The organism is Barnesiella intestinihominis YIT 11860 (genome assembly GCF_000296465.1).
Classification (GTDB): Bacteria; Bacteroidota; Bacteroidia; order Bacteroidales; family Barnesiellaceae; genus Barnesiella; species Barnesiella intestinihominis.
The window spans coordinates 224,904-251,248 of record NZ_JH815205.1; the positions used below are offsets into that span (position 1 = coordinate 224,904).

Annotated in this window: 21 protein-coding genes and 1 pseudogene; 12 read left to right on the plus strand and 10 right to left on the minus strand. The window is 45.3% G+C overall.

The window, feature by feature from the left end; all coding sequences use genetic code 11:
* Positions 1 to 44 precede the first annotated feature (44 nt).
* The 4 genes from HMPREF9448_RS09900 to HMPREF9448_RS09915 form a co-directional block, all read right to left on the minus strand.
* Complete coding sequence (locus tag HMPREF9448_RS09900) at positions 45 to 1,652, minus strand: efflux MFS transporter permease (protein WP_008862428.1); 1,608 nt, start codon at positions 1,650 to 1,652, stop codon at positions 45 to 47.
* A complete protein-coding gene (locus HMPREF9448_RS09905) occupies positions 1,636 to 2,691 on the minus strand; it encodes an HlyD family secretion protein (RefSeq protein WP_008862429.1) in 1,056 nt (351 codons plus the stop codon). Before HMPREF9448_RS09905 ends, HMPREF9448_RS09900 begins: the two co-directional genes overlap by 17 nt.
* Positions 2,692 to 2,704: 13 nt before the next feature.
* On the minus strand, positions 2,705 to 4,024 hold the full coding sequence (locus HMPREF9448_RS09910) for a TolC family protein (RefSeq protein ID WP_008862430.1): 1,320 nt from the start codon (positions 4,022 to 4,024) through the stop codon (positions 2,705 to 2,707).
* 431 nt (positions 4,025 to 4,455) lie between these two features.
* The gene (locus tag HMPREF9448_RS09915; protein WP_008862432.1) at positions 4,456 to 5,088 is read right to left on the minus strand and encodes an NUDIX hydrolase N-terminal domain-containing protein; all 633 of its coding nucleotides are present in this window, start codon (positions 5,086 to 5,088) and stop codon (positions 4,456 to 4,458) included.
* 370 nt (positions 5,089 to 5,458) lie between these two features.
* Here HMPREF9448_RS09915 and HMPREF9448_RS09920 point away from each other — a divergent pair, with 370 nt between their 5' ends.
* From HMPREF9448_RS09920 to HMPREF9448_RS09975, 12 genes are all read left to right on the plus strand, one after another.
* Positions 5,459 to 6,160 (plus strand): FadR/GntR family transcriptional regulator, encoded by a 702-nt coding sequence (locus HMPREF9448_RS09920; protein WP_040296219.1) that lies wholly within the window; start codon positions 5,459 to 5,461, stop codon positions 6,158 to 6,160.
* Positions 6,141 to 7,358, plus strand: a complete 1,218-nt coding sequence (locus HMPREF9448_RS09925) for an MFS transporter (RefSeq protein ID WP_008862434.1) — start codon at positions 6,141 to 6,143, stop codon at positions 7,356 to 7,358. Before HMPREF9448_RS09920 ends, HMPREF9448_RS09925 begins: the two co-directional genes overlap by 20 nt.
* A 4-nt stretch (positions 7,359 to 7,362) precedes the next feature.
* Positions 7,363 to 7,752 (plus strand): antibiotic biosynthesis monooxygenase family protein, encoded by a 390-nt coding sequence (locus HMPREF9448_RS09930; RefSeq protein ID WP_008862435.1) that lies wholly within the window; start codon positions 7,363 to 7,365, stop codon positions 7,750 to 7,752.
* A 5-nt stretch (positions 7,753 to 7,757) separates the two neighbouring features.
* On the plus strand, positions 7,758 to 8,411 hold the full coding sequence (locus HMPREF9448_RS09935; RefSeq protein WP_008862436.1) for a DNA-3-methyladenine glycosylase family protein: 654 nt from the start codon (positions 7,758 to 7,760) through the stop codon (positions 8,409 to 8,411).
* Complete coding sequence (locus HMPREF9448_RS09940) at positions 8,405 to 8,950, plus strand: methylated-DNA--[protein]-cysteine S-methyltransferase (RefSeq protein WP_157260379.1); 546 nt, start codon at positions 8,405 to 8,407, stop codon at positions 8,948 to 8,950. Before HMPREF9448_RS09935 ends, HMPREF9448_RS09940 begins: the two co-directional genes overlap by 7 nt.
* Positions 8,951 to 9,742: 792 nt before the next feature.
* On the plus strand, positions 9,743 to 11,266 hold the full coding sequence (locus HMPREF9448_RS09945; protein ID WP_008862438.1) for a 4Fe-4S binding protein: 1,524 nt from the start codon (positions 9,743 to 9,745) through the stop codon (positions 11,264 to 11,266).
* Between the two features lie 18 nt (positions 11,267 to 11,284).
* A complete protein-coding gene (locus HMPREF9448_RS09950) occupies positions 11,285 to 12,694 on the plus strand; it encodes an aldo/keto reductase (protein ID WP_008862439.1) in 1,410 nt (469 codons plus the stop codon).
* A gap of 9 nt (positions 12,695 to 12,703) precedes the next feature.
* Positions 12,704 to 13,852 carry an aldo/keto reductase gene (locus tag HMPREF9448_RS09955; protein ID WP_008862440.1) on the plus strand — a complete coding sequence of 383 codons (1,149 nt, stop codon included), beginning with the start codon at positions 12,704 to 12,706 and terminating at the stop codon, positions 13,850 to 13,852.
* Positions 13,853 to 13,866: 14 nt separating this feature from the next.
* Entirely contained in the window at positions 13,867 to 14,298 is a 432-nt protein-coding gene (locus HMPREF9448_RS09960; protein ID WP_008862441.1) for a DUF1893 domain-containing protein, read from the plus strand.
* Between the two features lie 4 nt (positions 14,299 to 14,302).
* Positions 14,303 to 16,225, plus strand: a complete 1,923-nt coding sequence (locus tag HMPREF9448_RS09965) for a TonB-dependent receptor (protein ID WP_008862442.1) — start codon at positions 14,303 to 14,305, stop codon at positions 16,223 to 16,225.
* A 22-nt stretch (positions 16,226 to 16,247) separates the two neighbouring features.
* On the plus strand, positions 16,248 to 17,231 hold the full coding sequence (locus HMPREF9448_RS09970) for a DUF362 domain-containing protein (RefSeq protein ID WP_008862443.1): 984 nt from the start codon (positions 16,248 to 16,250) through the stop codon (positions 17,229 to 17,231).
* A gap of 22 nt (positions 17,232 to 17,253) precedes the next feature.
* Positions 17,254 to 17,763, plus strand: a complete 510-nt coding sequence (locus tag HMPREF9448_RS09975) for a hypothetical protein (protein ID WP_008862444.1) — start codon at positions 17,254 to 17,256, stop codon at positions 17,761 to 17,763.
* A 347-nt stretch (positions 17,764 to 18,110) separates the two neighbouring features.
* Here the strand turns inward: HMPREF9448_RS09975 and HMPREF9448_RS09980 are convergent, their stop codons facing one another.
* The 6 genes and pseudogenes from HMPREF9448_RS09980 to HMPREF9448_RS10005 all read right to left on the minus strand — a co-directional run bounded on the left by HMPREF9448_RS09980 (position 18,111) and on the right by HMPREF9448_RS10005 (position 26,286).
* Positions 18,111 to 20,123 carry a DUF6562 domain-containing protein gene (locus tag HMPREF9448_RS09980; protein WP_008862445.1) on the minus strand — a complete coding sequence of 671 codons (2,013 nt, stop codon included), beginning with the start codon at positions 20,121 to 20,123 and terminating at the stop codon, positions 18,111 to 18,113.
* A gap of 34 nt (positions 20,124 to 20,157) precedes the next feature.
* The gene (locus HMPREF9448_RS09985) at positions 20,158 to 21,255 is read right to left on the minus strand and encodes a DUF6562 domain-containing protein (RefSeq protein ID WP_008862446.1); all 1,098 of its coding nucleotides are present in this window, start codon (positions 21,253 to 21,255) and stop codon (positions 20,158 to 20,160) included.
* Between the two features lie 8 nt (positions 21,256 to 21,263).
* On the minus strand, positions 21,264 to 22,343 hold the full coding sequence (locus tag HMPREF9448_RS09990; RefSeq protein ID WP_157260368.1) for a DUF3575 domain-containing protein: 1,080 nt from the start codon (positions 22,341 to 22,343) through the stop codon (positions 21,264 to 21,266).
* Positions 22,344 to 22,797: 454 nt separating this feature from the next.
* Positions 22,798 to 25,100: pseudogene (locus tag HMPREF9448_RS09995) on the minus strand (TonB-dependent receptor).
* An 89-nt stretch (positions 25,101 to 25,189) separates the two neighbouring features.
* Positions 25,190 to 25,537 (minus strand): hypothetical protein, encoded by a 348-nt coding sequence (locus HMPREF9448_RS14860; RefSeq protein ID WP_040296222.1) that lies wholly within the window; start codon positions 25,535 to 25,537, stop codon positions 25,190 to 25,192.
* A gap of 104 nt (positions 25,538 to 25,641) precedes the next feature.
* Positions 25,642 to 26,286, minus strand: a complete 645-nt coding sequence (locus HMPREF9448_RS10005) for a GNAT family N-acetyltransferase (RefSeq protein ID WP_008862450.1) — start codon at positions 26,284 to 26,286, stop codon at positions 25,642 to 25,644.
* Positions 26,287 to 26,345: the final 59 nt, after the last annotated feature.

A 26,345-nucleotide genomic window follows, 5' to 3' on the forward strand; every position in this document is an offset into this window, starting at 1 on the left:
TTGTCGCTTGGAAAACGTACGATAATCCATCGGTGACATTCCTGTCAACGAATCGTATCTTCTTTCCTTCCCTCTTTGGAAAAGCCCATCGCAAACAGACGACCGACGACCGGAACCCGAAAAACTTTGATGCGATGGACAACTTTCGTATAACGAGCGAAAAGAATGAAAATCAGCAGTAAAATACCGGCAAGAACGGCATAACCAAATACCTCTTTAACCGACACCAATATCACCTGTCGTTGCAATTCACCGAAATATATAGAGAATGGCAATCGTACCGTAACCGGATTCAACGAATCCAACACTCCGCCTAATGTATAATAATTGGACTGCACGGTGATTTTGAACAACCGGGAAACCACCGCCGTAGCTATCGGGCCTCCGATTCCCTCCCTCACGAACCCAACGGCGCAAAGAGACTGAAAGAAATGGCGGAAGGGAATTATCTGAGAAAGATAGGTAGTCAATACAATATAAATCATCGTATTACCCATATTTCTCAAAACGACGGGCAGGTAGAGCTTCTCGATGTTCGTGTCGGGTGAAATCAAAAAATACATTATAATCAGATACGACACCACCAAAACAAACCCGATAAATGTCGCCATCTTATAACCCGTTCGGAGCCGAGCCAAGACCAACCACGAGGCCAAAGCCCCCAAACCGACACCCAACAGAGAAGGGAAATTCAAAGAGACATTATTCAATGTATCGTAATGAAGTATTCCCCCGGTATAAACACCCTGCAATACAGTCGATACAGCTGTCAGGAAGTTCAAGGCAAAAAATAAGAACATCACCGTAAAGAAATGCTTGTACTTGAAAGTCTCCGCCTCCACATATGGATGCCGGATATGCCCCATACGATACAAGTTGAGAGTCAGAAAGAAGAAGGCACAAACCAACGCCAGTCGAATATAGGGAGAATCGAACCAATCGTAATAGTCACCATAATTAAATGTAAAAGCTGTTAGTAACAAAACTACACTCCAAAGCACAAGCCCCACCCAATCTATGCCGTAAAGAGGTAATGGCGGACGTAAATAGAACGGGCGCAAGAACAGATGGGAAAGAAGAATAACCGCAAGCAACAACCCCACAGCCAGATAGTGCATATACCGCCAACTGTAAAAGTAGGTGAGATAAGTCGCAGTCAACCCCGATAACTGAATATAACCGAAAATAGATAAATAAATAACAGGGAAAAAGACAGCGAAATCGCGAGTAGGAGTTATGCGTAACTGTATGGACGAGAAACACTCGAACGTACCCCACATTCGTAAGAATCCCGCGATAAAACAGGTCACAGCCAATAACGGTAGATTGCGAGTCTGCATGGTCACGAGATTACAAACGATAAGTCCGATCGCCACGGCAGGCAAGATCGTCCGCGTAGGGAATCGGAATTTCAATCGAAACAAAACGGGAAAAGCCATCGTTAACCCTATGAATGAAGCATACCCGGCCATGAGAATATCTTCCTGCATCAGCGAGGTGGCTCCCATCATCTCGTTCACCGAAACCAAATAGATTCCCCCCGAACACTGAAATACCATAATACAAAACAAGAATATCCCTACCCGAGCCCACATAGGAACCCACTCTTTGAAAGCGGGAATCTTGCGCATTAAATCATCGAGCGGCGTCATAGTCCTGGTAGTTTACCTCGCACTCCACATTCAATCCGGCCCGTAACCGATTCATATCCTCCGGGGTATTATCGGCAGAGAAAACAATTTTGACCGGAACCCGCTGCTCCACTTTCACGAAATTACCAGCTGAATTGTCTTGCGGGACAACAGCGAACTGCGCTCCCGTAGCTTTGGATATGGCTTGAACACACCCCTTATAAACCACATCGGGAATGGCATCGATTTTCATATCGACCCTCATGCCTTCGACAATACGGGTGGTCTGAGTCTCCTTGTAGTTAGCGATTACCCATTTTTCTTTTTCATCGACTATCGATAACAACGTCTGCCCCGGTTGTATAAGCTGTCCTTCCTGTATGGTCTTACGAGAAGTCACACCATCACAGGGAGCCAATACCACCGTATAAGAAAGATTCAATTTCGCCAAATCCAAAGCAGCCGAAGCCACGGCGACAGCTGCCTCGTTTTGATTCAACCTCTGGGTTTGTTCCTCTTTCACCAAAACAACGGAACGTTTTTGGCGAACCAACATTTCATACTTCGCCTTCAACGCCTCGTAATTGGTCTTCACGCCGTCATACTGTTGTGGAGTAACCGCCTCCTCGGAGAGCAATTTTTTATAGCGCACATAATCTTTCTCGGCATTTTTCAACAACACTTCTACCTCGTCAATACCGGCATCGGAAACTGCCAAATTATTGTGTGCTGTCGAAACCGCCGTTCCCATCGCACTCCGACCGGCTAAGGCATTTTGATAATCGGCCTCGGCCTGAGCCACCCGCAAACGGAATTCCGTATCCTCGATAAGTAACAAAGTATCGCCTTTATGGACAAACTCATACTCATCGAAATATATCTTTTGTATGAAACCCTGCACCCGACTATTGACCGGCACGATCTGCTGCCGTACCTGCGCATTATCGGTATATTCTACTTGCCCTAAGTGGACGAATCGCGAGCATACCCACACGAACCCAATCATCAACAAAATGATGACAACAAGGTTAAAAACTATTTTTCGAGTTCTCTTATTCATGACTGTAAACAATTTATAATGTTCCGGTTAAATAAAGAAGTTTATAATAATTGAAAGCAATATCGATTTGGGCATTTGCCAACTGTACCTCGGCCGATAACTTGGCATTACTTGCATCGAGCATATCGGTAATAAGCGACAATTCGTTCTTGTAACGATTCTGAATCACGGCATAATTCTGACCGGCAAGTTCCACATTCTTTCGACGGGTATCGAGCTGTTCATAAGCCTCGACATAGCGTGTATAAGCCGCCTGCACAGCCAATTCGGTCTGTTCGCAAACATCGTCATAATGTTCTTTCGTACGGCGAATAGTCAATTTACTGCGGCTAACCGACTTATTTGTCTTATACAACGAGGCAAGATTATATTTCACCCCAACTCCCACATACCAATAGTTGAAGTTCTTGTCGATGGGCGGAACTTCGATAGTGATAGGACCGTCAAAGTGATTTCCTGCCACAAGAGCTATTTGGGGTAAACGTTCTGACTTCACGATTTTATCCTGACGCTCATTCATCTTCACAGCCAATTCCAACAGCCTCAACTCCGGTGAGTTTTCGACGACCTTCTCCCTCCAATAAGCTTCATCGCCCATAGGAAGCGCCCGGGAAAGAATAGTCGTATCGGGATCTATCCACACATTTTCGTCCATTCCCAGATTCGTAACCAAATTCCGATTGAGTATTCCCAACGTATTTCTGATTTGTACGACCGTAAATTCCAAATCGGACAACAGCAACTCGTATCGGGTAATGTCGTTCTTCAACGCTAGCCCCTCGCCCTGCTTCGCCTTGATATCCTTCAATAACTGCTTGGTCTGCTCAATATTTTGTTCGTAAACCTTCAATATATTCCGATGTTTAAACAGATCGAAATAGTATCCGGCAAGCAGAAACCTCACTTTATTCCGGTCCTTCTCCCAGTCGAGCCGAGCACTCTCCTCTTGTAATCGGGCTATCTGTATACCGTTGGAAACGGCCCCACCAGAATAAATCACTTGTGAAACTTCCAAAGCGAAATTATTCCCCAAATGGGGAATGGGAGCCCGTTCCATTTGGGTGAAATCACGCTCCATCAACGTACCGTCACCCAGATAACTGAACGAAAGCGATGCCCTTATATCGGGCAACTTGTCGTTCTTAGCGACCCTCACTGCTTCACGGGCCTCATCAATAGCTGTGACGGAAGGCCGTAGCGATTTGCTGTTACGATCGGCCAACGAGAACATCTCCTCCATAGTAACGACCTGTCTAACATGTTCCTGCGCACATACACCTTTCACACATAGCGACGCATATAACATCGCTATGGACAAATTGAATTTGTTCATTCGTTATAAATTATGAATTAAAAAATAGATTTAATAAAATGTATCGACTGCGTAATTGATTAATCGGAATTAGCCATTCCCCACTGATGAAAAAATTCGAGTTTTGTCAATACATTATTCAAGAAAAAATAAAATGCAGTTTGTATGTTTCTTATCATCGAATACGTGAGGCTGTATGACCCCGTCCGGGTGCAAAGGTAGAAAAAATATCGTTCTTAACGATAATTTTTACTGCCCTTTTCTTTTATGAAAAGGATAATAAAAGAATGCATGCATTACTTCTTTTAATCGGTATAGATACCTTAATCCTCTTCCCTGCCGTTCCCGTAGCCTTATGGGGTGTTTTGTTATCAAACAAATATAGAACGAAGTGTCACAGAAAGACCCTAAAAAGAGAAGTCTCGGGAAACGGATTCCAACCGTTATTCTAATCAATCAAAAGGGACTACCCAATCATCAGCTTGCACGGCTTCGAAGCAGAGGACGATTTGCTCGCGAGTAACTTTGTCCTCAGAGAGTGGCGGCAGTTCGTCCAAAGCGAAATAGGCACTACCCTGTGTTTCTATATTGGGACGGAACGAGCCGCCTTTGATTTCGCACAAGACAAAGGCTTTATATACGTTATAGGCATAGGGCGGACGGTTATGGAGATTGCGATCTTGCAAAGCAAGCAGACGGACAGCCTCGACTTCGAGCCCAGCTTCTTCGAGCACCTCTTTCTCGGTATTGGTTTTGACGGTTTGGTTCACATCGACCCACCCTCCGGGCAACGACCACGTACCGTCCCTCTCCTCGACCAACAGGATTTTTCCGTCTTGAAAAATAGCAGCCCTCGTATCGAGTTTGGGAGTCTGGAATCCGGTCTCGCCACAAAAAAGATCCGTCACTCGTTCAAAAGACAATCCGGTCTGCCGACTCACTATCTCCGCCGAAATTTCGCGTATTCGTTGAAACCGCTCCAAATCGAACGGATCTTTTGAATAGGTCAAACCCGCTTGTGCGATAAACTGTAATTCTTTGGCCCAATCGAGCCATACCAAACTCTCTTCCTGTCGTTTTTCCATGATACTCGTTTTGCTATTATACATATATTAAACGGCAAATCCAGCCGAATAGTGTATAGGATAAACAGTCTCTTTCCCAAACCATACCACCGCTAACGACACGTATATGATATTTCTTTTGACTTTAAAGACCTCAATACCTCCCCCTGCGACCCCTTCCATATCTATTCTACCCAACCCCATGATGCTACGGGAAACGGCAGATAAGGAGTTATCAATATTATTTTTTCCCTCGCAAAAAGGAGTAGTTTGAGAACCGACACATCGAAAAACCGAGTTAAATTTTACTTTTTATTTTCTTGTTTTCTAAAAAATAAGTATGTTCGCCAACGCAAAAAATTCATCAGATGATATTATCATAAGACTTATTATGGATATAAATACAACCATTCAAAAGAAATCGCTCGCAGAGGAAGTCTCCTCCCTAATCAGGGAACAAATAAACGACGGGAAATTGACCAAGGGAGAAAAGCTACCTACCGAACCGGAGCTAATGAAGCTGTTCGGCGTAGGGCGCTCCACTGTACGAGAAGCCATCAAAATGCTTGTAAACATGGGATACTTGAGTGTACAACAGGGACGGGGTACTTTCGTGGAAAGCGTTACAGAAACCAATGAACCATTCCACCAACGATTGAAACGAGCAGACATACAGGAACTGCGGGAGGTACGGGACATCATCGAGGCTCCCATTGCCCGACTGGCCGCACAAAGGAGAACAAAGATCGATCTGGAAAATATGAAACGATATATCCAAGAAAGAGGAGAAGCCGCAAAATCGGGCGACGTCGGACGGTGTATCGCCGCCGACATAAATTTTCATAGCTCGATAGCCCGAGCTACGCATAACGAGATATTGTCCGAGCTTTACCACAGCATGACGGTTCACCTTACCTCCGGATACGACTACATTTATGAGGACACCACTTATCTTATGAAATCGCAACCGCTGCACGAAAGGCTGTTGCACCACATCGAAACAGGAAATATAGAGTCGGCCATGCGAGCGGCCAAACTATTATGGAAGGACGTAAACATAGAAAAGGAATCCGATGAAGAGCATTTTAATTAAACTCAAAGGGCATCCCCATGTCCAAAAAGGTACAGCCTATACGATATTGTTCGCCATGGGTTTTTGCCACCTATTGAACGATATGATTCAATCGGTTATCCCCGCCATGTATCCTGTCTTGAAAGATAATTTCGGGTTTACCTTCGCACAAATAGGCATCATCACACTGGTATTCCAACTTACCTCTTCCGTTTTCCAACCTTTTGTAGGACAATATGCCGACCGCCGGCCTCAGCCCTATTCATTATCCGCAGGCATGTGTTTTACCCTAACGGGGTTATTGCTGCTCGCTTTCGCCTCGAACTTTTTCTTGATTCTCCTCGCTGTCGCGATTATCGGTTGCGGTTCTTCGGTATTCCACCCCGAAGCATCCCGAGTGGCACAAATAGCATCGGGGGGCAGGAAAAGTCTGGCCCAGTCTATTTTTCAAGTCGGCGGAAACGGAGGAAGCGCCATCGGACCATTACTCGCCGCATTGATTATTATTCCTTACGGGCAACATGCCGTCGGGTGGTTTTCAATCGCAGCATTGCTCGCCTCTGCCATACTGGTACGGGTAGGATATTGGTACAAGCTGACGCTTTCCCAAACCGGAATGTCGCATCGAGCTCAACAAACGACAAGTTGTAATTTGAGTAAGAAAGCAATCCGCAATGCTCTGATTATTCTGGTAATCATGCTATTCTCGAAATACTTTTTTATCTCATGCATGACGAGTTATTTCACCTTCTTTTTAATCGAAAAATTCGGCATCACGGTACAACAATCGCAACTTTGCCTATTCGCTTTTCTTGCGGCACTGGCCATAGGGACTTTGCTCGGAGGGTTCCTCGGCGACCGGTACGGACGAAAATACGTCATTCTCTTTTCTATCCTCGGTGCAGCCCCCTTCACACTCGTACTACCGTACCTCAATCTGTTTTGGACGCTCGTCATAGCCGTTATCATCGGTTTCATCATCGCATCGGCCTTTTCTGCCATACTGGTTTATGCTACCGATTTAAAGCCGGATAAAGTAGGAATGATCTCAGGTATTTTCTTCGGACTTATGTTCGGACTAGGAGGAATCGGTTCCGCATTCTTCGGCTGGCTTGCTGATGAAACGAGTATAGAATTTATTTTCAAAGTCAGTACATTGTTACCTCTATTGGGTATCATCGCCGGATTTTTACCTAACATAAAACCCTCAAATCGATAACAAGATGAAAGCAAAAGAAAATGCGCCCCTAACAACGTCTTCGAAAGTCGCTGTACTGTTCGAAGTAACACCTAAAAAAGAATATAAGGAAACCTACTTGCAACTCGGAGCTATGTTAAAATCCGAATTGACAAATATGCCCGGATTCATCAGCGTAGAACGATTTCTAAGTCTGAACGAAGAGGGGAAACTACTCAGCCTCTCTTTTTGGGAAAACGAAGAAGCAGCCTCCAATTGGCGTAATAAGATGAACCATCGTAACTGCCAAAAGAAAGGGCATGACTCGCTATTCGAAAAATACAAAATTTCCGTAGCCGAAGTCATTCGCCAATATACAAAAGACGACCGCCAAGAGGCCCCCGAAGACTCCAACCGTTATTTGACAACAAAATAACAGATATGACAGAATATTTTCAATACGGAGAAAAAGAACTCTCTTACTTGAAACAGAGGGACAAACGCCTGTCTGAAATCATAGACAAGGTAGGCTGGGTAAAAAGGAGAGTCATTCCGAACCTTTTTGCAGCATTGGTACATTCCATCGTAGGGCAGCAAATTTCAACAAAGGCTCATGAGACTATTTGGCAGCGGATACAATCTTCATTAGGAGAAATTACACCCCAAAGAGTCATAAGCCTGACCGATGAAGAATTGCAACGCTTTGGCATCTCATTCAAAAAAGTGACCTACATTAAACGCGCAGCCACAAAGATATTGAACGGAGAGTTCGACATTCACGGGCTTTACGACAAGACCGACGAAGAGGTCATCGAATGCTTGTCAAAACTCGACGGGATAGGCACATGGAGTGCCGAAATGCTCATGTTATTTTCCATGCAACGACCGGATATTCTAAGTTATAGCGACCTCGCCATTCAAAGAGGACTACGAATGGTATATCACCATCGCGACATAACCCGTAAACTGTTTGAAAAATATCGCCGACGTTATTCGCCTTACAGCAGTGTGGCCAGCCTATACCTGTGGGCGGTAGCCGGTGGAGCCATCGAAGGAATGAAAGATTACGCAACGACTAAAAAGAAACGATCATGAATACAAAACATGTGATTCTAACACAACACTATCCCTCTCCTTGCGGGGATTTAATACTCGGTTCATACGAAGACCGACTTTGCCTTTGCAACTGGGTGATAGAAAAACATCAGGGCAGAGTGGACAAAAGATTACAAAACCTGTTGAATGCGGACTATAAAGAAGGGAAATCGGATATCATTCAAGAAGCCGCCCGACAATTAGACGAGTATTTCAAAAGAGAGCGGACAACGTTCGATATTCCCATACTATTCACTGGTACGGATTTCCAGAAAAAAGTATGGCACAAATTATTGGAAATCCCTTATGGACAAACTCTTTCTTATGGTGAAATGGCTAAACGACTGGACATACCGAACGCCGTTCGCGCCGTAGCGAATGCCAACGGAGCAAACGCCATCTCCATTTTCGTTCCCTGCCATAGAGTGATCGGTAGCGACCGGTCTCTCACCGGTTACGGAGGCGGGCTCACAGCCAAAAAGTATTTGTTGGAATTGGAATCGATGGCTACTGTCGGGATATTCGCCAGCAGCCTGTAACCCAAACTCAAATACTTATCCCCCTATATTTCCTCACCACGTGACACACCCCTATCGCGCTAAACGTGAGCAGAGGGAAAGGGTTAAAATGACAATCCAAATTTTCTTTCAACCCCTCCGTCTTGCAGACACCTCCCCTGCCGTGCCCCGCAGCATTGCGGAGCACGGCAGGGGAGGTGTTAAAAGTAACTCTCTATCTCATTTGCGATGAGCAGAAGGAGTGGGTTATATTTTTCTATTTCAACCCCCTCGCCCTCCGGGCACTCCCCCTATCGCTATGTGCACCCCGCAATGCTGCGGGGCACAGCAGGGGGGAGAGGGATATGCATCACTCTGTTCCCGTTATCGAAGGTATTATCCCTTCTCTCCTTGCCGTGTCCCGTAGTATTACGGGGGACTCTGCATTAGCAATATAAAGGAGCATGTTCGCAAAGGGAAAGGAGTTGCTATGTATCTGTAAAATTGGTACAACTATCCGTAATTTATCTACATATATCACTAATATTCCCATTTATCTTTGTATTCTGAAATGAAGGTGATCTAAGCTCGGAAAAAAGAATGCCTATAAAATCGACATTTACACCATAGGCCGTTACTTTTCGAATCATATCGTCTTATTTCTTCCATTGCAAATGGAAAATCGAGAAGGAAAAAAAGAATATAAAAAACTCTTTTTTATTGATTATGAGCAAAAAAAATTAAAAAATCTTTGTGTATTTTCGTAGCGATTTTCTGTACTATGCCCAACAGATTTATCGAAATATATCATTTAACAGCTAAAAACGAACCTTTATGTTAAGAAAAATCAGGATAGTCGCAGCGACTATCTGTTTCACGCTAATCACCTTATTATTCCTCGATTTCACGGGGACTCTGCATCTGTGGTTCGGGTGGCTCGCTAAAATACAGTTCCTCCCGGCCGTATTGGCTTTGAACGTAGGTGTCGTCGCATTCCTCGTTATCCTCACTTTATTGTTCGGACGTGTCTACTGCTCGGTAATCTGTCCGCTCGGTGTATTCCAAGATATCGTTTCGTGGATATCGGGTAAACGAAAAAAGAACCAATTCCGTTATTCACCGGCTATCTCATGGCTGCGTTACAGCATGTTGGCCTTGTTCATCGTCGCCCTGCTTGCCGGATTCACTGCTATTGCGGCCCTTATCGCTCCATACAGCGCATACGGACGAATCGCATCCAATCTGTTCGCTCCACTCTATCAATGGGGAAACAATTTACTCGCTTACTTTGCCGAGCGTATCGACAGTTATGCGTTCTATTCCACCGACGTGTGGCTGAAAAGCATACCCACTTTTATCATTGCCCTCGTCACATTCGTCTCGTTAATTATATTAGCATGGAAAAACGGACGCACCTATTGCAACACGATTTGCCCGGTGGGTACTGTTCTGGGGCTATTGTCCCGATTCTCTCTTTTCCGCCCCGTTATCGACACGACAAAATGTAACGGTTGCCAATCGTGTGCCCGCAACTGCAAAGCCTCGTGCATCGATGCCAAAAACCACATCATCGATTACAGCCGTTGCGTGGCTTGCATGGATTGTATCGAAAAGTGCAGGCAGGGAGCTATACGATACATTCCCCGAAGAAAGACTATTTCGGAATCTGTCGAACCAGCACATGAAGACAAAAAGGAAAATCCCAGACGAGAGTTCCTCTCGTTCGCCGGATTGTTGGCCGGTACTGCCTTATTGAAAGCTCAGGAGAAAAAAGTAGACGGAGGTCTCGCGGTCATCGAAGATAAAAAAATTCCCAACCGAATCACACCCATTACCCCGCCGGGTTCGCTAAGCGCATCGAACATAGCCCAGCATTGTACGGCATGCCAGTTGTGCATATCGGCTTGTCCCAATCAAGTCTTGCGGCCATCGGGTAATCTGATGACTTTCATGCAACCCGAAATGTCGTACGAACGCGGATATTGCCGTCCCGAATGTACCAAGTGTTCGGAGGTGTGCCCGACAGGGGCCATACGCCCCATCACCGTTGCCGAAAAATCGAGCATACAGATAGGCCACGCCGTGTGGGTGAAAAAGAACTGCATCCCGCTTACCGATGGAGTAGATTGCGGGAATTGTGCTCGACATTGTCCTGTCGGAGCTATACAAATGGTTCCGTTCCACGGCCGTCACCGCCATAGAGGAGGTCGCGAAAACAGCGAACAGGACAAGACCATAATGATCCCGGTTATCAATACGGAACGCTGTATCGGTTGCGGTACTTGCGAAAACCTGTGTCCGGCACGTCCGTTCAGCGCGATCTATGTAGAAGGTCACGAACACCATCGTATCATCTAATCTCCAAAACGAAAAGCAATGAAAAACGAACATAAAAAGAATTTAGACAGAAGGGATTTCCTGAAAGTATTGGGTGGTGCGGCTGCCGTCACATCGGCAACCCTTCTTCCCGGCTGCAAAAACAAACAAGAATCGGCATACACGGCGACAACCGATATTCCCACCGACCAGATGACCTACCGGATAAACCCATCGACCCAAGACCGAGTATCTCTACTGGGTTACGGCTGCATGCGCTGGCCGACCGTCTCGAACAACAGCGCCAGAGACAGCAGCGACGATATAGACCAAGAAACTGTCAATAAGCTGGTCGATGTCGCCATTGCCCACGGAGTAAATTATTTCGATACATCTCCCGCCTATTGCAAAGGCCGCTCGGAACGGGCTACCGGAATCGCCCTCAGCCGCTATCCGAGAGACAAATATTTCATCGCCACGAAACTATCGAATTTCGCGCCCTCGACTTGGAGCCGGGAGGCTTCGATAGCCATGTATCACAATTCGTTCAAAGAACTACAAGTAAACTACATAGACTATTTGTTGCTGCATGGCGTAGGCATGGGGAACGGATTACAAGAGTTCAACGCCCGTTACATCGACAACGGGGTCCTCGATTTCCTCCTCACCGAACGACAAGCCGGACGAATACGAAACCTCGGATTTTCTTACCACGGAGACATCAAGGTATTCGACTATCTTCTTTCCCGCCACGATGAATTCAAATGGGACTTCGTACAGATACAACTCAATTATGTCGATTGGAAGCATGCCAAAGAAGTAAACGAACGGAACACCAACGCCGAATATCTCTATGGAGAATTATCGAAACGGGGAATACCCGCCATTATCATGGAACCGTTATTAGGCGGCCGCCTGTCGAATGTACACGACCACATAGCCGCCAAACTGAAACAGAGGAAACCGGAATCGAGCGTGGCATCATGGGCATTCCGTTTTGCCGGCTCTTTTCCCGGTGTATTGACCGTACTGAGCGGTATGACTTATATGGAACACCTGCAAGATAATCTGCGCACGTTTTGTCCGCTCGACCCACTGAGCGACGCCGACAAAGAATTTCTGGAAGAGACAGCACAACAATTATTGCGTTACCCGACCATACCGTGCAACGATTGCAAATATTGCATGCCTTGTCCTTACGGACTGGATATTCCGGGTATTCTGCTGCATTTCAACAAATGTATAAACGAGGGAAACATGCCTTCATCGTCCCGAGATGCCAATTATAGCAAAGCCCGCCGGGCGTTTCTTGTCGGGTATGACCGAAGTGTTCCCAAACTACGCCAAGCCAACCATTGTATCGGGTGCAACCAATGCGTGCACCATTGTCCGCAAAACATTCATATCCCGGAAGAAATGCAACGCATCGACAAGTTTGTCGAAGACCTGAAACAAGGAAGAGAATTTTAAAGCCTCGTTATGGAATATAGAACATTAGGAAGAACCGGAATCCGGGTAAGTACCATCGCTCTTGGTTGCGAAGGGTTCATGCACAAAACCGCCGAAGAGGTCAAGGCCGATTTCGATTTCGCCATAGAAAACGGAATCAATTTCGTGGACATCTATTCTTCGAATCCCGTCCTTAGGAGCCATATCGGATTTGCCTTAGAGGGAAGACGAGAAAATTTCGTCATACAAGGTCACCTATGTACCACATGGGAAAACGACCAATACCTGCGTACTCGCAACCCACAAAAGACCATAGCCTCTTTCGAAGCGCTTTTGAAACAACTGCGCACCGATTATCTCGACATCGGTATGATACATTACGTGGATGCCGAAAAAGACTTTCACACCGTATTCGATCATGAAACCATCGAAATTGCGCAACGGTTGAAAGCCGAGGGAAAGATACGGGCCATCGGCATGAGCAGCCACAATCCGACCGTGGCGAGCATGGCGGTCAAAACGGGGCTGATAGATGTCGTTTTATTTTCCATCAATCCCTGTTACGACCTGCTACCTCCCAACGAAGATGTCGACACGCTGTGGGCAGAAGAAAGTTATACCAACGCTTTGCAGAATATAGACCCGGTTCGGGAACAATTCTATACTTTGTGCGAAAGGGAAGGCGTGGGTATCGACGTAATGAAAGTTTATGGCGGAGGCGACTTATTGGATAAAGAAAATTCTCCCTTCGGCCGGGCCATGACACCCGTGCAGGCCATCGAATATGCACTGACGCGTCCGGGTGTGGCAGCCGTCATGGTAGGCTGCAAAAATAGGGAAGAAATCGCCGAGGCAGTCGCTTGGAGCCATGCCACTCCACAAGAACGCGACTATACCGCCGTAATGACCGGCTTGGAGAAATTCTCGTGGAAGGGTCATTGCATGTATTGCGGTCATTGCGCACCTTGTACTTCAAAAATAGATATTGCCGCCGTGAACAAATTTTATAACTTAACTGTTGCACAAGGAGAAATACCCGAAACCGTGCGAGAACACTACAAGGCACTCACACACCATGCCTCGGAATGTGTCGAATGCGGCGCATGCGAAGTCCGTTGCCCGTTCGGAGTTAAAATCATAGAGTCCATGCATCAGGCAGCTCAACGGTTCGGGTTCTAAACACAGTAATAAAAATGACTACCGAAAAAAAACAAGAAATCATCAATCGGCTCTTTGCCGAACAATGTTCCTGCATTATTTGCAATAATCACGAAATACGCTTGTTTCACGAACGAGGCGTAAAAGATATTTACCGATTATTGAAAGAAGAACCGGATTTTCTCAACGGATCATTCATTGCCGACAAAGTCATAGGAAAGGCCGCAGCGGCCTTGATGATCTTGGGAGGCGTAAAAGAAGTGTTCGCCGGTGTCATCAGTCGGCCGGCACTCTCCTTATTTCAATCTCACGGCATAGAACCCGAATACAAAATCGAGACAGAATACATTATCAACCGTACCCGAACCGGCTGGTGTCCGTTGGAGAGTCGTTGTAAAAATTTGGAAACTCCGGAAGATTGTCTCGCAGAGATAGACGATTTCATGAACACGATGAAGAATATATAAACGCATGAAGACAAAACTTTTACTTTTATTTTTTGCATTAGGAGAAATAACGGCATCGGCTCAAACAGACTCGTTGCCAAATATAACGAAAGCCTCTAATGGAAAACTGATCGACGCGATACAAATCCATGAAGTGGTCGTTACCGGAACTCGCAATGAGACCGATATTCGTCATCTGCCTATGACGATTTCCGTCATAGACCGTAAACAAATCGAGCAGAGCATGCAACCGTCGATTCTCCCTATACTTACCCAACAAGTACCCGGACTATTCATCACAGCCAGAGGTATCATGGGTTACGGTGTATCGGGAGGTGCGGCCGGTGGCATGTCGTTACGGGGAATAGGCAGCGGATCGGGTCGCTTGATGGTTCTCATTGACGGACACCCCCAATACATGGGATTAATGGGACACCCTATCGCCGATGCTTACCAATCGCTAATGGCCGAACGAGTGGAAGTCTTGCGCGGACCAGCCTCGGTATTGTACGGCTCGAACGCTATGGGTGGCGTTATCAACATCGTTACCCGCCAATTACATGAAGAGGGAGTAAAAACCAACATCAACTTAGGATACGGTTCGTTCAACACTTTACAGAGCGAAGTCACGAACCGCATTCGAAAAGGCGGATTTACCAGCCTGATAAGCGGTTCGTACAACCGAACCGACGGACATCGCCGAAATATGGGGTTCGAGCAATACGGGGGATATGCCAAACTGGGTTATGAATTTTCTCCCTATTGGAATATTCGCGGCGACGTAAATGTCACCCACTTCAACGCTTCGCAACCGGGTGAGGTAACCGACCCGATGATCGACGCAGACCAAAGTATCACCCGTGGTATGACCTCGGTTGCCGTAGAAAACCGCTACGAACGCACATCGGGAGCTGTGAGCTTTTTCTACAACTGGGGAGACCATTGGATCAACGACGGTTATACCGCCAACCCCGACGACAAGAATAGTCCCAAACCATACCGGTTCGACTCGCACGACGACATGATGGGCATATCGTGGTATCAAAGCGCACAGCTTTTTACCGGCAACCGCCTGACTGCCGGAGTTGACTACTACCGCTTCGGTGGCAAAGCACAAAACCGTTACGTCGAAGGTGAACGAAATGGAGAACGTGAACACATCGTCGACAAAGTACAGCATGAAATAGCCGGTTATATCGATTTTCGGCAAGACATCAGCCATTGGCTCACCCTCGATGCCGGTATCCGTATCGACCACCATTCGCATATCGGTACGGAATGGATTCCACAAGCGGGATTATCGTTCCATTTACCCGGCTCCATCGAATTGAAAGCAAGTGCAGGCAAAGGATTTCGCTATCCTACCATACGGGAAATGTATATGTTCCCGCCCAAAAATCCCGACCTTCGCCCAGAGTCCATGTGGAATTACGAACTGGCCTTCGCCCAACGTTTACTCGACGGAAGGTTGTCGTATGGTATCAATGTTTTTTATATCGACGGGAAAAATCTGATCGTCGCTGTGCCTCGTGCGGGAGCGACACCCTTGAACATGAACACCGGAAAAATAGACAACACCGGAGTCGAAGCGGAAGCTGCTTACCGTATTCACCCCCATTGGTCGATCGAAACCAATTACAGCTATCTGCACATGGACAATCCGGTACTCGGCGCACCCGAACATAAGTTCTACGCCGGAGCCATGTTCTCCAAAAATCGCTGGACTGTCTCCACCGGTCTCCAATATGTAGCCAATCTTTACACAGACGTAGACCATGTCCAAACCGAAGATTTCGTACTATGGAACATCAACGGGTCATTCAAAGTCACCGAATGGTTCGACATTTGGGCACGTGGAGAAAACCTCTTGGCACAACGATACGAAATAAATGCCGGATACCCCATGCCCAAAGCTACAATCATGGCCGGTATAAACGTAAAATTTTAATTTCTTTCATTCACACACATATATGAAAAAGTACATCAATATCGCCCTATGCGCTTTCTTATCCGCCCTTATAGGGATAAGCTGTAACACCCGCGCTCAAAATTCGGAAACTCAACTTTCCAAAAAGGACAATGAAACGCCAAAAGTATATATGTTCAAAGAGATTTCCCCCGAGAACTTAGTGAAAATATACGAAGCGTTGAACCGTAAAGCGACCGGAAAAGTCGCAGTAAAACTATCTACCGGAGAACCGGGTGGTCATAACTTCTTGCAACCAGCTCTTATCAAAGACCTCGTACAGAAGGTAAACGGAACGATCGTCGAATGTAACACGGCCTACGGGGGTGGAAGAGCCGACACAGAAAGTCATCTGAAAGCTGCTGCCGACCACGGTTTCACGGCTATCGCCCCTGTCGACATCATGGATTCGGAAGGAGAAACAGCCCTACCCGTACACGGCGGTAAGCACCTTAAAGAGAATTATGTGGGAGCCCATTACCCGAACTACGACTTTACCATAATCCTCTCTCATTTCAAAGGCCATGCTATGGGAGGATTCGGCGGAGCAATAAAAAACATGTCCATCGGCATCGCTTCATCTACCGGAAAAGCATGGATACATTCTGCCGGGAAAACCAAAGGGAACCCGTGGGAAAACCTGCCTGCACAAGACGATTTCTTGGAATCGATGGCCGAAGCCGCCAAATCGGTGGCTGAACATTGCGGTGAGAAAATCATTTATATAAGTGTAGCCAATAACCTATCTGTGGATTGCGACTGCGATGCCTCCCCCGAAGATCCGAAAATGGGCGACATAGGTATCCTCGCATCACTCGACCCGGTCGCTCTCGACAAGGCTTGTACCGATTTGGTGAGAGCATCGGAAGACCACGGAAAAATCCACCTCATCGAACGTATCGATTCCCGTCACGGTATGCATACGTTGGAATACGGGGAACAAATAGGTTTGGGCAGTCAAAAATACGAACTGGTAAAACTGGATTAATAACAATAAATAATAAACGACTATGCAAACGACCACGGCAAAACTCTATTCCTTAGAGTATAACAATGCGAGAACCTACGGTTTTTCCGCCTTGTTCATAGCGGGGAATATTCTTCTTCCCCAATTGTGTCATACGATTCATCTGGGTGGCCCCATGCTATTGCCCATCTATTTCTTCACGCTTATCGGAGCCTATAAATACGGGTGGCGCGTGGGATTGCTCACGGCAGTACTCTCGCCCTTCATAAACTCCATGCTGTTCGGGATGCCTCTACCCGAAGTCCTACCCGCGATTCTCTCCAAATCGATATTGTTGGCCGCAGCCGCCGGATATGCCGCATATCGATTCGGGAAAGTCTCTCTACTCATCTTGACGGGAGTCGTACTCTCCTATCAAGTAGCAGGGAGCCTTGTAGAATGGGCTATTGCAGGTAATTTTTTCACCGCCATACAAGATTTTCGAATAGGCATTCCCGGCATGCTTCTGCAAATATTCGGGGGTTATATCGTTTTAAGACTAATGACCAAATAATAAAACCGAACCTATTCGCATTGTGCGAGTAAAGGAAGAGGAAGTATGACGACAATACAGAGAGGAAAGCCCAATAAAAGGCGATTCTGAGAGAGGCAAGCAGTATTCCTATTTCAGAATTTCCCCTGCCGTGTCCCAGCATTACGGGGAATGACTGCACAGGAGAGGAGAAAATTAAAGATATTAATTCAAATAGCTTCTAACCCTTTTACTCAGAGTACTTCTGTATGCGTGGTCAGAAACTGTCATTTTTTAATGGGGTTGTGTCGATGTTTTGACACAACCCCATTTTCTATATTGGATTCTACCCAAATAATATTCTGTTATAAAATTGTTCCCGACGATCGTTACGGTTCTGTCGTTTCCTCCGGAGTAATCGTCACCACATCGACACTGTTTTTGTGCCCGTAGAAAGGACTCTGAGGTTTATAAGTGGTATTGGGCTCCCCGGTTCTGTCATTGATGTAATAAACGTTTTGAGCCGGGTTGCAATTATTGATTTCTATGGCTGCCGACCAACTGATGTTAATTCCACCGTCGCCAATATTCCCTATAAAACCTGATGATGACGAAATACTCGAATAACGTATATAGACATTTTCCGTCTGACAATCATCAAACGATACGCCTCGATCGCCCAACACTTGTCCGACAAGACCACCGGCCTGATATCCCGTGAGATGTACATCTGTCGCAGAACAGTTTTTTAAAGCGGCGACTCTATTCCCGACACTTCCTCCGCCGGAACCAATCCAACCGACCAGACCACCGAGATTTTGAGAAGGAGTGGCAGACGACTTAATCTGTATGTGTCTGACGTGTACATTCTCGAACTTGCTGTTCATACTCCACTGATTACCTCCGGTATAACCGATACACCCTGCAAAATAAGAGAACTCTTTGCTGTGATCGACGGGTTCTCCGTCTACATCTTTTACCGGGAACTCCGCATGGGCAAGACCATTGATCGTTATATTTTCGAAAGTAAGGTTCTTCATGATTCCGTCGAATTTACCCCATACGCCGGTATATGCATTATATCTATCCAAAACAAATGAACCCAGCTTATACTCATAGACCGCCCCGAACTTCCCGCTCATGGAAAAATTGCGCAACGTGTGACCTTGTCCGTCGACCGTATATGTCCTACCGCTGGAACCGGGATAAATCGGGCTCCACTCGACACCGCTCATATCTATATCGTTGCAGATACGCAAGGTAAAACCGGGGGTAGCCGTAAGCATATCATCGATATGAGTAGGCAGCCAAGCAAACTCTTCTCTCGTATAGACCGAATAGGTATTGGTCTGTTCATCGTAAGCCGGTTGAGAAGGTGTGATTTCCTCCGGATTCCACCATTCTTCGCCCTCGATCCATTCGTTCTTGAAACCTTCTTGGATATTTACATCTATCGTTCCGCCCACAGTCAACAGATTTCCCAAAATCGTAGTGAGATAATTCCTTTGTACGGGTATATTGGTTGTAAAATCTTTTGTAACGACCGGGGCTGTTCCTTTCAACATCTCCAAACTGAAATGTATGGCACGTTGCTCGTCGCCGGTAATGAGATAGTCGATTACCAACGTACGGTTATTCGCAGTAGCATCATATCCCCCTTCATAAAATTTATCACCTGTTTCATCTTGCATAATCGCTGCGGTATAAACCTCCGAACTTTCGGCATCGGCACTACCGACAGCCTCGCCGGTAACGGCATTTAAAGCAGAGAATCGTACACAATCGTGATAAGCGACCTTGAAATTATCGGGCATCTCCATGCCTTCGGATGCCCAATCGGTGGTAATCACACGAAGTTTTGCAAACGGGCGTTTCAAAGTCATGGTTTCACCGAACGTTTGTGTCACCGAGATATTTTTCATAAAGAAATAGGCATCTCTACTCTCGTCGTTCAATTGAGCATCAAGCCCATCTTTTATCGAAATGTCGGTAAAATCGGACGTGTTATAATGCAAATCGGACGTTTCTCCTTGTTTTACAAAATCGGCCCACGCTACAAATTTATAGGTATTGTTCGGCGTAAGACGAAATTCGAAGGAAACAGGTCCATAGGTATCGACTACCTGAGTCTGGGGTGCAACGAGCAATGTCGCACCATCTTCGGAATAAACAGCCACCTGATAACGAAGATCGTACTTACTCCAATCTACGTTTGTCAATCCTCCTTGTGCACTATTCGTACCGGTCACCGCACGTGTCACCTGCAAGGCTTCGGGTGCTTCGAACATGATACGCACTGCGTCGCCGTTCGGGTTCGCCCCGGGTTCGTCCAATTCATTGGAACAGCCTGTCATCAGTCCCAACAAAGCCATTCCCGCTAAAAAATAATAACTCTTTTTCATGATGAAATAATATAAAATGGTTAAAAATATATTCTCAATCGGGTATCACCACAACATGTTCATTATCGAAATCATCGTCAATACCGATATCGCCGCTTCCTATGGTCTTTGTCAAAAACGGCCCCTTAATAACGGTCTCTCTATTGCGATAAAGGGGCACGTCGATATTCTGGTAATGATTTATTTCTTTCCCATTTCCATCGTATACAAAGACATCTACCAGCACGTGGTCTTCCCGACGATCCGAAGCAAGCACATAATCATAAGCCAAAAGAAGCGTTCCATCGTTGGTCAGTGTCGTGGGAGCGGTTTCCATTGTACGAGTCTCGACAAAAGCATTGGGCATTTCTGTTCCCACATTATATCCGACACTGACATATTGCTTGTATATGATTTTAATATGCAAATCGTCCACAGCACTCCTTTTCTTTCTAAACTCTTGTAAATCGGTAGCCCATAACCGAAAACGGCCAGAGGCTCGCTCCATATATACCGAAACCATATGACCATCGGCAGCAGCCCCAGAAGCCTCATTTCCCGACAAACTAACCGGACCTGCTTTATCATCTCGGCTCGAATCGACTATAAAATCACAATTCCCGGCAGCCGAATTTTTATGATGATTATCCAACGGTTTATGAGATACATTCGCCCTAACGGCATCGAGTTTATCGGTACTGAAATGCCAGTCGGCAGGCTCTTCCTTCGGCACATAATCGGCCCATGCCAACACCTTATAATTTCCATCTGCCAAACAGAAATACAATGTATCTTGCGGAGCGTCTGTCAATCTTTCTACCGATATTTCACGGCGTTCCACCAGATTGCCTTTATTCACATCGTCCATCTCCCCCGGCATTTCATACAGCTCGACAACAAAGCGCAAACACAATCGCTCATCGGCTGTGTAATTTCCCGAAAGGACAGGTTCTAAATCATTTATCGAAGATTCACCCTCAGCATCATACGTCAATTCTTTATAATACACAGGAGGTGTACGATCGGCATTCAGTTCCACCATTACCCATGTTTTCTCCGACTCGGGATATTGATGGATCGTTTTATCACATGCCGTTACGAATAACGACACAATGCAAACAAACGCTATGATATGAAAACCGTACTCTTTCATCTCTATTCCTATCTGTTTTTCTTATTCCTACGAGCGAAAGACCATTTATACGACAGATTTACTCCTGCACGCGTAACTCCCCAATAGACATCGGAACCGGATTTAAATAAAGCGCCATTTCTGCGATTACGATAGGCATCATAATCGTACTCGGCAAAACCGACTCCTATGTTAAACTCTATTCCCCACCGATTGTCCTTTCCCCATGAAAAGGCATATCCATAGCTCAGCCCCATACCCCAAAGCGCATGGTTAGGATCTTGATAACGCGCCTTATCGTTTATGGCGACATTGAACCCCGCCACATGAGTATGCAACCCTATAAAATGACCATTCATAACCGCTCCCGGCCACCACCGTACTTCGGGTTGAACCGCCAGCAAACGCAACTTACGAGTCGATGTAATATCGTAAGGCGAATACCATACCGGAAGGTCTATCGACCAGTGAGGCCACAGCTCGGCCTCAAAACCGAGATTGGCGGTCAGCACAGCGACAAACAACAAATTGGTCTTAACGGCAATCACTCTTCTTCGATTTTCTGTCGTATTCATCGGAAACGAAGATACCGGTTCCCTTACAGGCAACGAATAGTCGAAAGATAACCTCTCGACATTTACCGGAATACGTTCAGACCGTTCATGACATACGATAGCCATACGTGCATTGCGGAACGGAGGGAATATATCGCGAATAATTCTATGCCATGTATAGCCCTTGTCGAGAGCGATAATCTGCGACTTTCTCCGTTCATTGTCTTTCTCTTTCCCCAAAATATCGAGAACTTTTTCTTTATTGGGAATCTTTGCCCCATTCTTCAATGCAACTTCAAAAGAGTACCAATCTTCCCACAGATTTTCCACCCTCATCAAATCCTTCGGAAATCCTGTCTCTTTCGATAAATATTTCGCCAACGCTTGCGAACGATACTCCCCCAACTTATGGTTCCATTTAGAAGGCCCCTCGGGAGAAGCGCTTCCTCCGATCCAAAGATAGGCTATACGTACCGAAGCGTCTTTTTGTACTCGGCTCAACACTTCGACGATACTATCCAATTGTTTATTAGGGAACAAATCGTATTTATTCACTTTAAATATAACCGGTATAATAGAAGAATGCGCATGATAAAAAACCGAATCTATTTTCCCCTCGGGTAAAAAAACGACATAATCCGGGTAACTCTTAGAAAATGAAGATATAGGGGACTTGGATTCTTGAGCTTGAACCAAGCTCACAAGCAATATCCCCCAAAAGATTAGCAATATTCCCCTTTTTATGTGATTACACTTATTCACTCCGTGATTTCATTTAATATTAAAATTCAAAAGATTTTTTGCGGTCCCTCTTATGTTAATTATTCTGAATGCAAAGATAATTTACCACTCAGAAATTACATAGATTAAACAAAATCTGTTAAATTATAATTTTATATTAACACATATAACTAATAATCAAACACCTACAAAACATGTCTCTTGTATAAAAAATAAAAGCCACAGCAAAACTGTGGCTTTTAAGTGTTTATAAACATTAGAAATTGTTTCAGAACATCAACTTTGCTCCGGCAAAATAGCTACGAGGCATAGAGGGGCCATAAATATAACCCGAATCTCTTTCCTTTCCCTGATCGAAATCTCTTTGATAAGCGTTAAAAATATTCTGAACGCCAGCATTCAGTTGCAGAGTAATGAATTTATACAACGAAAAATCATAAGATATTTTCAGGTTCATATCAAAGAAGTCGGGAGTAGTTACAGCCATATCTTTCGGTATGTAACCTTTCATGTGCTGAACGATCATAGAACCGGTATAAGTTCCCGAAAGAGCTATGTTCAGAGGTTTTACCGGAGAATATGTGGCCGTAAAATAACCATACCAATCGGGGGTACGGAATATTCGCTTTTCTGCCGGAACAGAACTATCTTTGCTCCATTTTTCAGGCCTTGTATAATGACTTTTCTGCCAAGTTACACCTGCTTGTAACTGCACCAAAGAAAGATAGGCTACCTTGCCTTCGACCGTCACCCCTGCAACCTCCGCACCCTGTCCGTTACGTCGTTCTTTTATCACCGCATTGTGTTCTTCGTCTTTCCCTATCTCTTCAAGAACAAAAACATGATTCAATCGAGTATAAAAACCTTCCAACAACAGGTTACATTGAAAAGCCCCGAAACGACGATACATATCGGCCGAAAGACTTACACTGTGGGATTTTTCTTCCCTCAAATTCTCAGCTTGTCTTATCATCGTAGCTTCTCCTCCTACCGCAGCAACATGCAAATCTTCATCATACGTTTGGGGAGCCCGAAACCCGGAAGAATAACTTAAACGCAAATTCACATCTCTAACAGGATTGAAACGCAAGTTGGCTCTCGGACTGAAAATGACATGATCTATCAGATTATGTTTATCCAACCGTCCTCCAACAAGGATACTCCAACGATCGTTCTTCCATTCGTTTTGCAGAAAAGCACTCTCGGTATGTACCTCTTGACGAGTCTTGCGATTATACCCTTTCATCTCATCTCGCAAATTATCATAATTATATTCGATACCGGCTGTTAAATCGGCAGGCATAAACAAACATTTATCGAAACTGTATATGTATTGAGTACCTGCCACGACAGTCAAGTCCTCCGTTTCGCCGTATGCGTTAAGATTTTGTTCCGTTCCGTAATAACTGTCCCTGCCGATATGCTGAGCCGAAGCATATACATTAACCCGATGTTTTTCATCGGGAGTAAACAGGCTATAATTCAAACCTCCTCCGTCGATAGAATGATTCAACTGCTCCGCTATATCGGCTTCGTGCGGCGGACGGTTCAGGCGATCGCCACCTCGTCGATATTCACTGATATGATGATATTCAAACGTTAGTTTGGAATAATTGCTGGTTCTCAAATAAGAGCGAAAGCCCAATGTCTGAGCCTTTAATTCGGGCAACTCTGTGAACCCGTCGTTATCGTGGTCGTAACCGCTTCGCTGACGATTCTGCCCGAAAATGTAAATACCGGCTTTATTATTGTCGGTTACGAGCGAAGCATTCAGCGAAGTGCTATGTCGAAGTCGCCGCTTCCACCAATAGAAGTGATACTGTGCGCTATCGAACCGCTATTACGCAACGGTTCCTTCGTAATAATATTGATTGTCCCCGCTATTGCCGAAGCTCCGAATAATGCAGAACCTCCTCCCCGCATCACTTCCACTCGCTCTATCATATTGGCCGGAATCTGTTCCAACCCATATACACCCGACAATGCGCTGAATATGGGACGAGAATCCATCAATATCTGTGTATACGGACCGTCGAGCCCATTTATACGGACTTGTTGAAAACCGCAGTTTTGACAATCGTTCTCGACCCTGACACCCGGCTGAAAATTAAGGCCTTGTGCCAAAGAGTTGGAGTTGGTATTTTCAAACGTCTTTATATTCAAAACATTGACCAAAGTCGGCGCTAATTGGCGTGTGGTTTCACTACGATTGGCAGAAACGACAACCCCGTCTAAAACAACGGCATCCTCTTCGATTTCAAAATCGATTTCCAAAGTCGTCCCCCTCCTCAGCGAAACCTTACGACGCTCTGTCTTATATCCTACGGAAGAGGTTTCGAGAAAGAAATCTCCCTCCGGCAAATTTTTCAAAAAATAGTGACCCGATGCATCGGTCATTACACCGATAGTCGTACCTTTCAAAACAACTGAAATATACGGTAAATGTTCTCGTGTGTTCTTATCCAATACATGACCGACAATATTGATGTCCAAAGATTTCGATACGGCAGTTTCGGCACATAACTGCCCGGCACACCACAGGCATACCCATAATAATATATAATTCTTCATTTTTCGATTCTAAATAATAAAATACAATCTGTTGTCCCTACCTTGAAATAAGATAAGGACAACAACTCTTTTCTCCTAAATATATCATATTACAGAACCGAAACGGGCGGAGCTCGCAAACCATGAGCGCCCCATTTCTCGGAAATGAGACAGAAATATCTGGACGGGAAAAACAACCGACTGCAATAAGAAAACAAAATCACCGATACAAAAGCCCACATCGACGGATTCTCCGTCTCGATACTGGACAACATGTGTATCAACTGAAACTCAGCCGTTGTATGTCCGTGTTCCGTTCCCGGTTTATACGGGTGAGAATGGACAATCGTCACTCCATTGACTACATGCGAGTGTGTGAACAGCGAAATGCAGCCTATGTACGAAATGAATAGTACAGGCAGAAAATATCTCGCTATTTTATGGAGCAACTGTTTCAAAGGTATTTCTATTAAAAATACAAATTTAAGATTTTTTATCGATTCCGCAAAAATTACAAAACAAACACCGTCATCATTTATTTCAAAACTACGATAATTCCCAATCAAGCCTTTCTTCGCATGGCTACTATTCGGTCAAAGCGTTTCTGAGAAGGAGTCCCGACAACAAGTTCTTTCGGTTCAAATTTTTTATCGAACTCAATAGCCTGAGATTCATCTATATTATATACAGGATTTTCAATATAACGTCCTCTTGCATCGGATAATGCGTTTTCATATAACTCGCACACATGCAACGCATCGGCATACATGTCGTCTGCTGTCCGTATTCCTAAGGTCTCGGCAGGCACAAATCCCCTTCGCAAATAGTAGTCGGGCTCCCCGCATAATAAGATTGCACGAAAGCCCATACATTTGGCTAAATTTCGAGTATGGTCGATCAATCTTTTCCCGATACCCATGTTCTGATATTCTGGCAACACCGAAATAGGCCCCAAAGATAAAACCTCGTATTCTTTTCCGGTATCGGCTTGAATGACCGATTTCAAAAAGACTATATTCCCAACGATCTTATCATCGAATACGGCAACAAAATCCAACTGCGGTACAAACGCCCGACTATACCGCATGATATGAATCAAATAATGTTCGTAACACCCGGGAGAATAACGATTCCAAAAAGCCTCCCGAACTACATTTTCTGTTTCGGGATAGTCCGAGAAACATTCATTTCTAAGTTCTATTTCCATACAGACTTCTCTTTCCACTCATTTTTCACAAAAATACAAAATGCTTCGTATAAAATAGA

Bases quoted from the DNA above. Each gene is read 5' to 3' on its own strand.
- HMPREF9448_RS09900 (WP_008862428.1), bottom strand. From the start codon at position 1,652: ATGACGCCGCTCGATGATTTAATGCGCAAGATTCCCGCTTTCAAAGAG.
- HMPREF9448_RS09905 (WP_008862429.1), bottom strand. From the start codon at position 2,691: ATGAATAAGAGAACTCGAAAAATAGTTTTTAACCTTGTTGTCATCATT.
- HMPREF9448_RS09910 (WP_008862430.1), bottom strand. From the start codon at position 4,024: ATGAACAAATTCAATTTGTCCATAGCGATGTTATATGCGTCGCTATGT.
- HMPREF9448_RS09915 (WP_008862432.1), bottom strand. From the start codon at position 5,088: ATGGAAAAACGACAGGAAGAGAGTTTGGTATGGCTCGATTGGGCCAAA.
- HMPREF9448_RS09920 (WP_040296219.1), top strand. From the start codon at position 5,459: ATGGATATAAATACAACCATTCAAAAGAAATCGCTCGCAGAGGAAGTC.
- HMPREF9448_RS09925 (WP_008862434.1), top strand. From the start codon at position 6,141: ATGAAGAGCATTTTAATTAAACTCAAAGGGCATCCCCATGTCCAAAAA.
- HMPREF9448_RS09930 (WP_008862435.1), top strand. From the start codon at position 7,363: ATGAAAGCAAAAGAAAATGCGCCCCTAACAACGTCTTCGAAAGTCGCT.
- HMPREF9448_RS09935 (WP_008862436.1), top strand. From the start codon at position 7,758: ATGACAGAATATTTTCAATACGGAGAAAAAGAACTCTCTTACTTGAAA.
- HMPREF9448_RS09945 (WP_008862438.1), top strand. From the start codon at position 9,743: ATGTTAAGAAAAATCAGGATAGTCGCAGCGACTATCTGTTTCACGCTA.
- HMPREF9448_RS09950 (WP_008862439.1), top strand. From the start codon at position 11,285: ATGAAAAACGAACATAAAAAGAATTTAGACAGAAGGGATTTCCTGAAA.
- HMPREF9448_RS09955 (WP_008862440.1), top strand. From the start codon at position 12,704: ATGGAATATAGAACATTAGGAAGAACCGGAATCCGGGTAAGTACCATC.
- HMPREF9448_RS09960 (WP_008862441.1), top strand. From the start codon at position 13,867: ATGACTACCGAAAAAAAACAAGAAATCATCAATCGGCTCTTTGCCGAA.
- HMPREF9448_RS09965 (WP_008862442.1), top strand. From the start codon at position 14,303: ATGAAGACAAAACTTTTACTTTTATTTTTTGCATTAGGAGAAATAACG.
- HMPREF9448_RS09970 (WP_008862443.1), top strand. From the start codon at position 16,248: ATGAAAAAGTACATCAATATCGCCCTATGCGCTTTCTTATCCGCCCTT.
- HMPREF9448_RS09975 (WP_008862444.1), top strand. From the start codon at position 17,254: ATGCAAACGACCACGGCAAAACTCTATTCCTTAGAGTATAACAATGCG.
- HMPREF9448_RS09980 (WP_008862445.1), bottom strand. From the start codon at position 20,123: ATGAAAAAGAGTTATTATTTTTTAGCGGGAATGGCTTTGTTGGGACTG.
- HMPREF9448_RS09985 (WP_008862446.1), bottom strand. From the start codon at position 21,255: ATGAAAGAGTACGGTTTTCATATCATAGCGTTTGTTTGCATTGTGTCG.
- HMPREF9448_RS10005 (WP_008862450.1), bottom strand. From the start codon at position 26,286: ATGGAAATAGAACTTAGAAATGAATGTTTCTCGGACTATCCCGAAACA.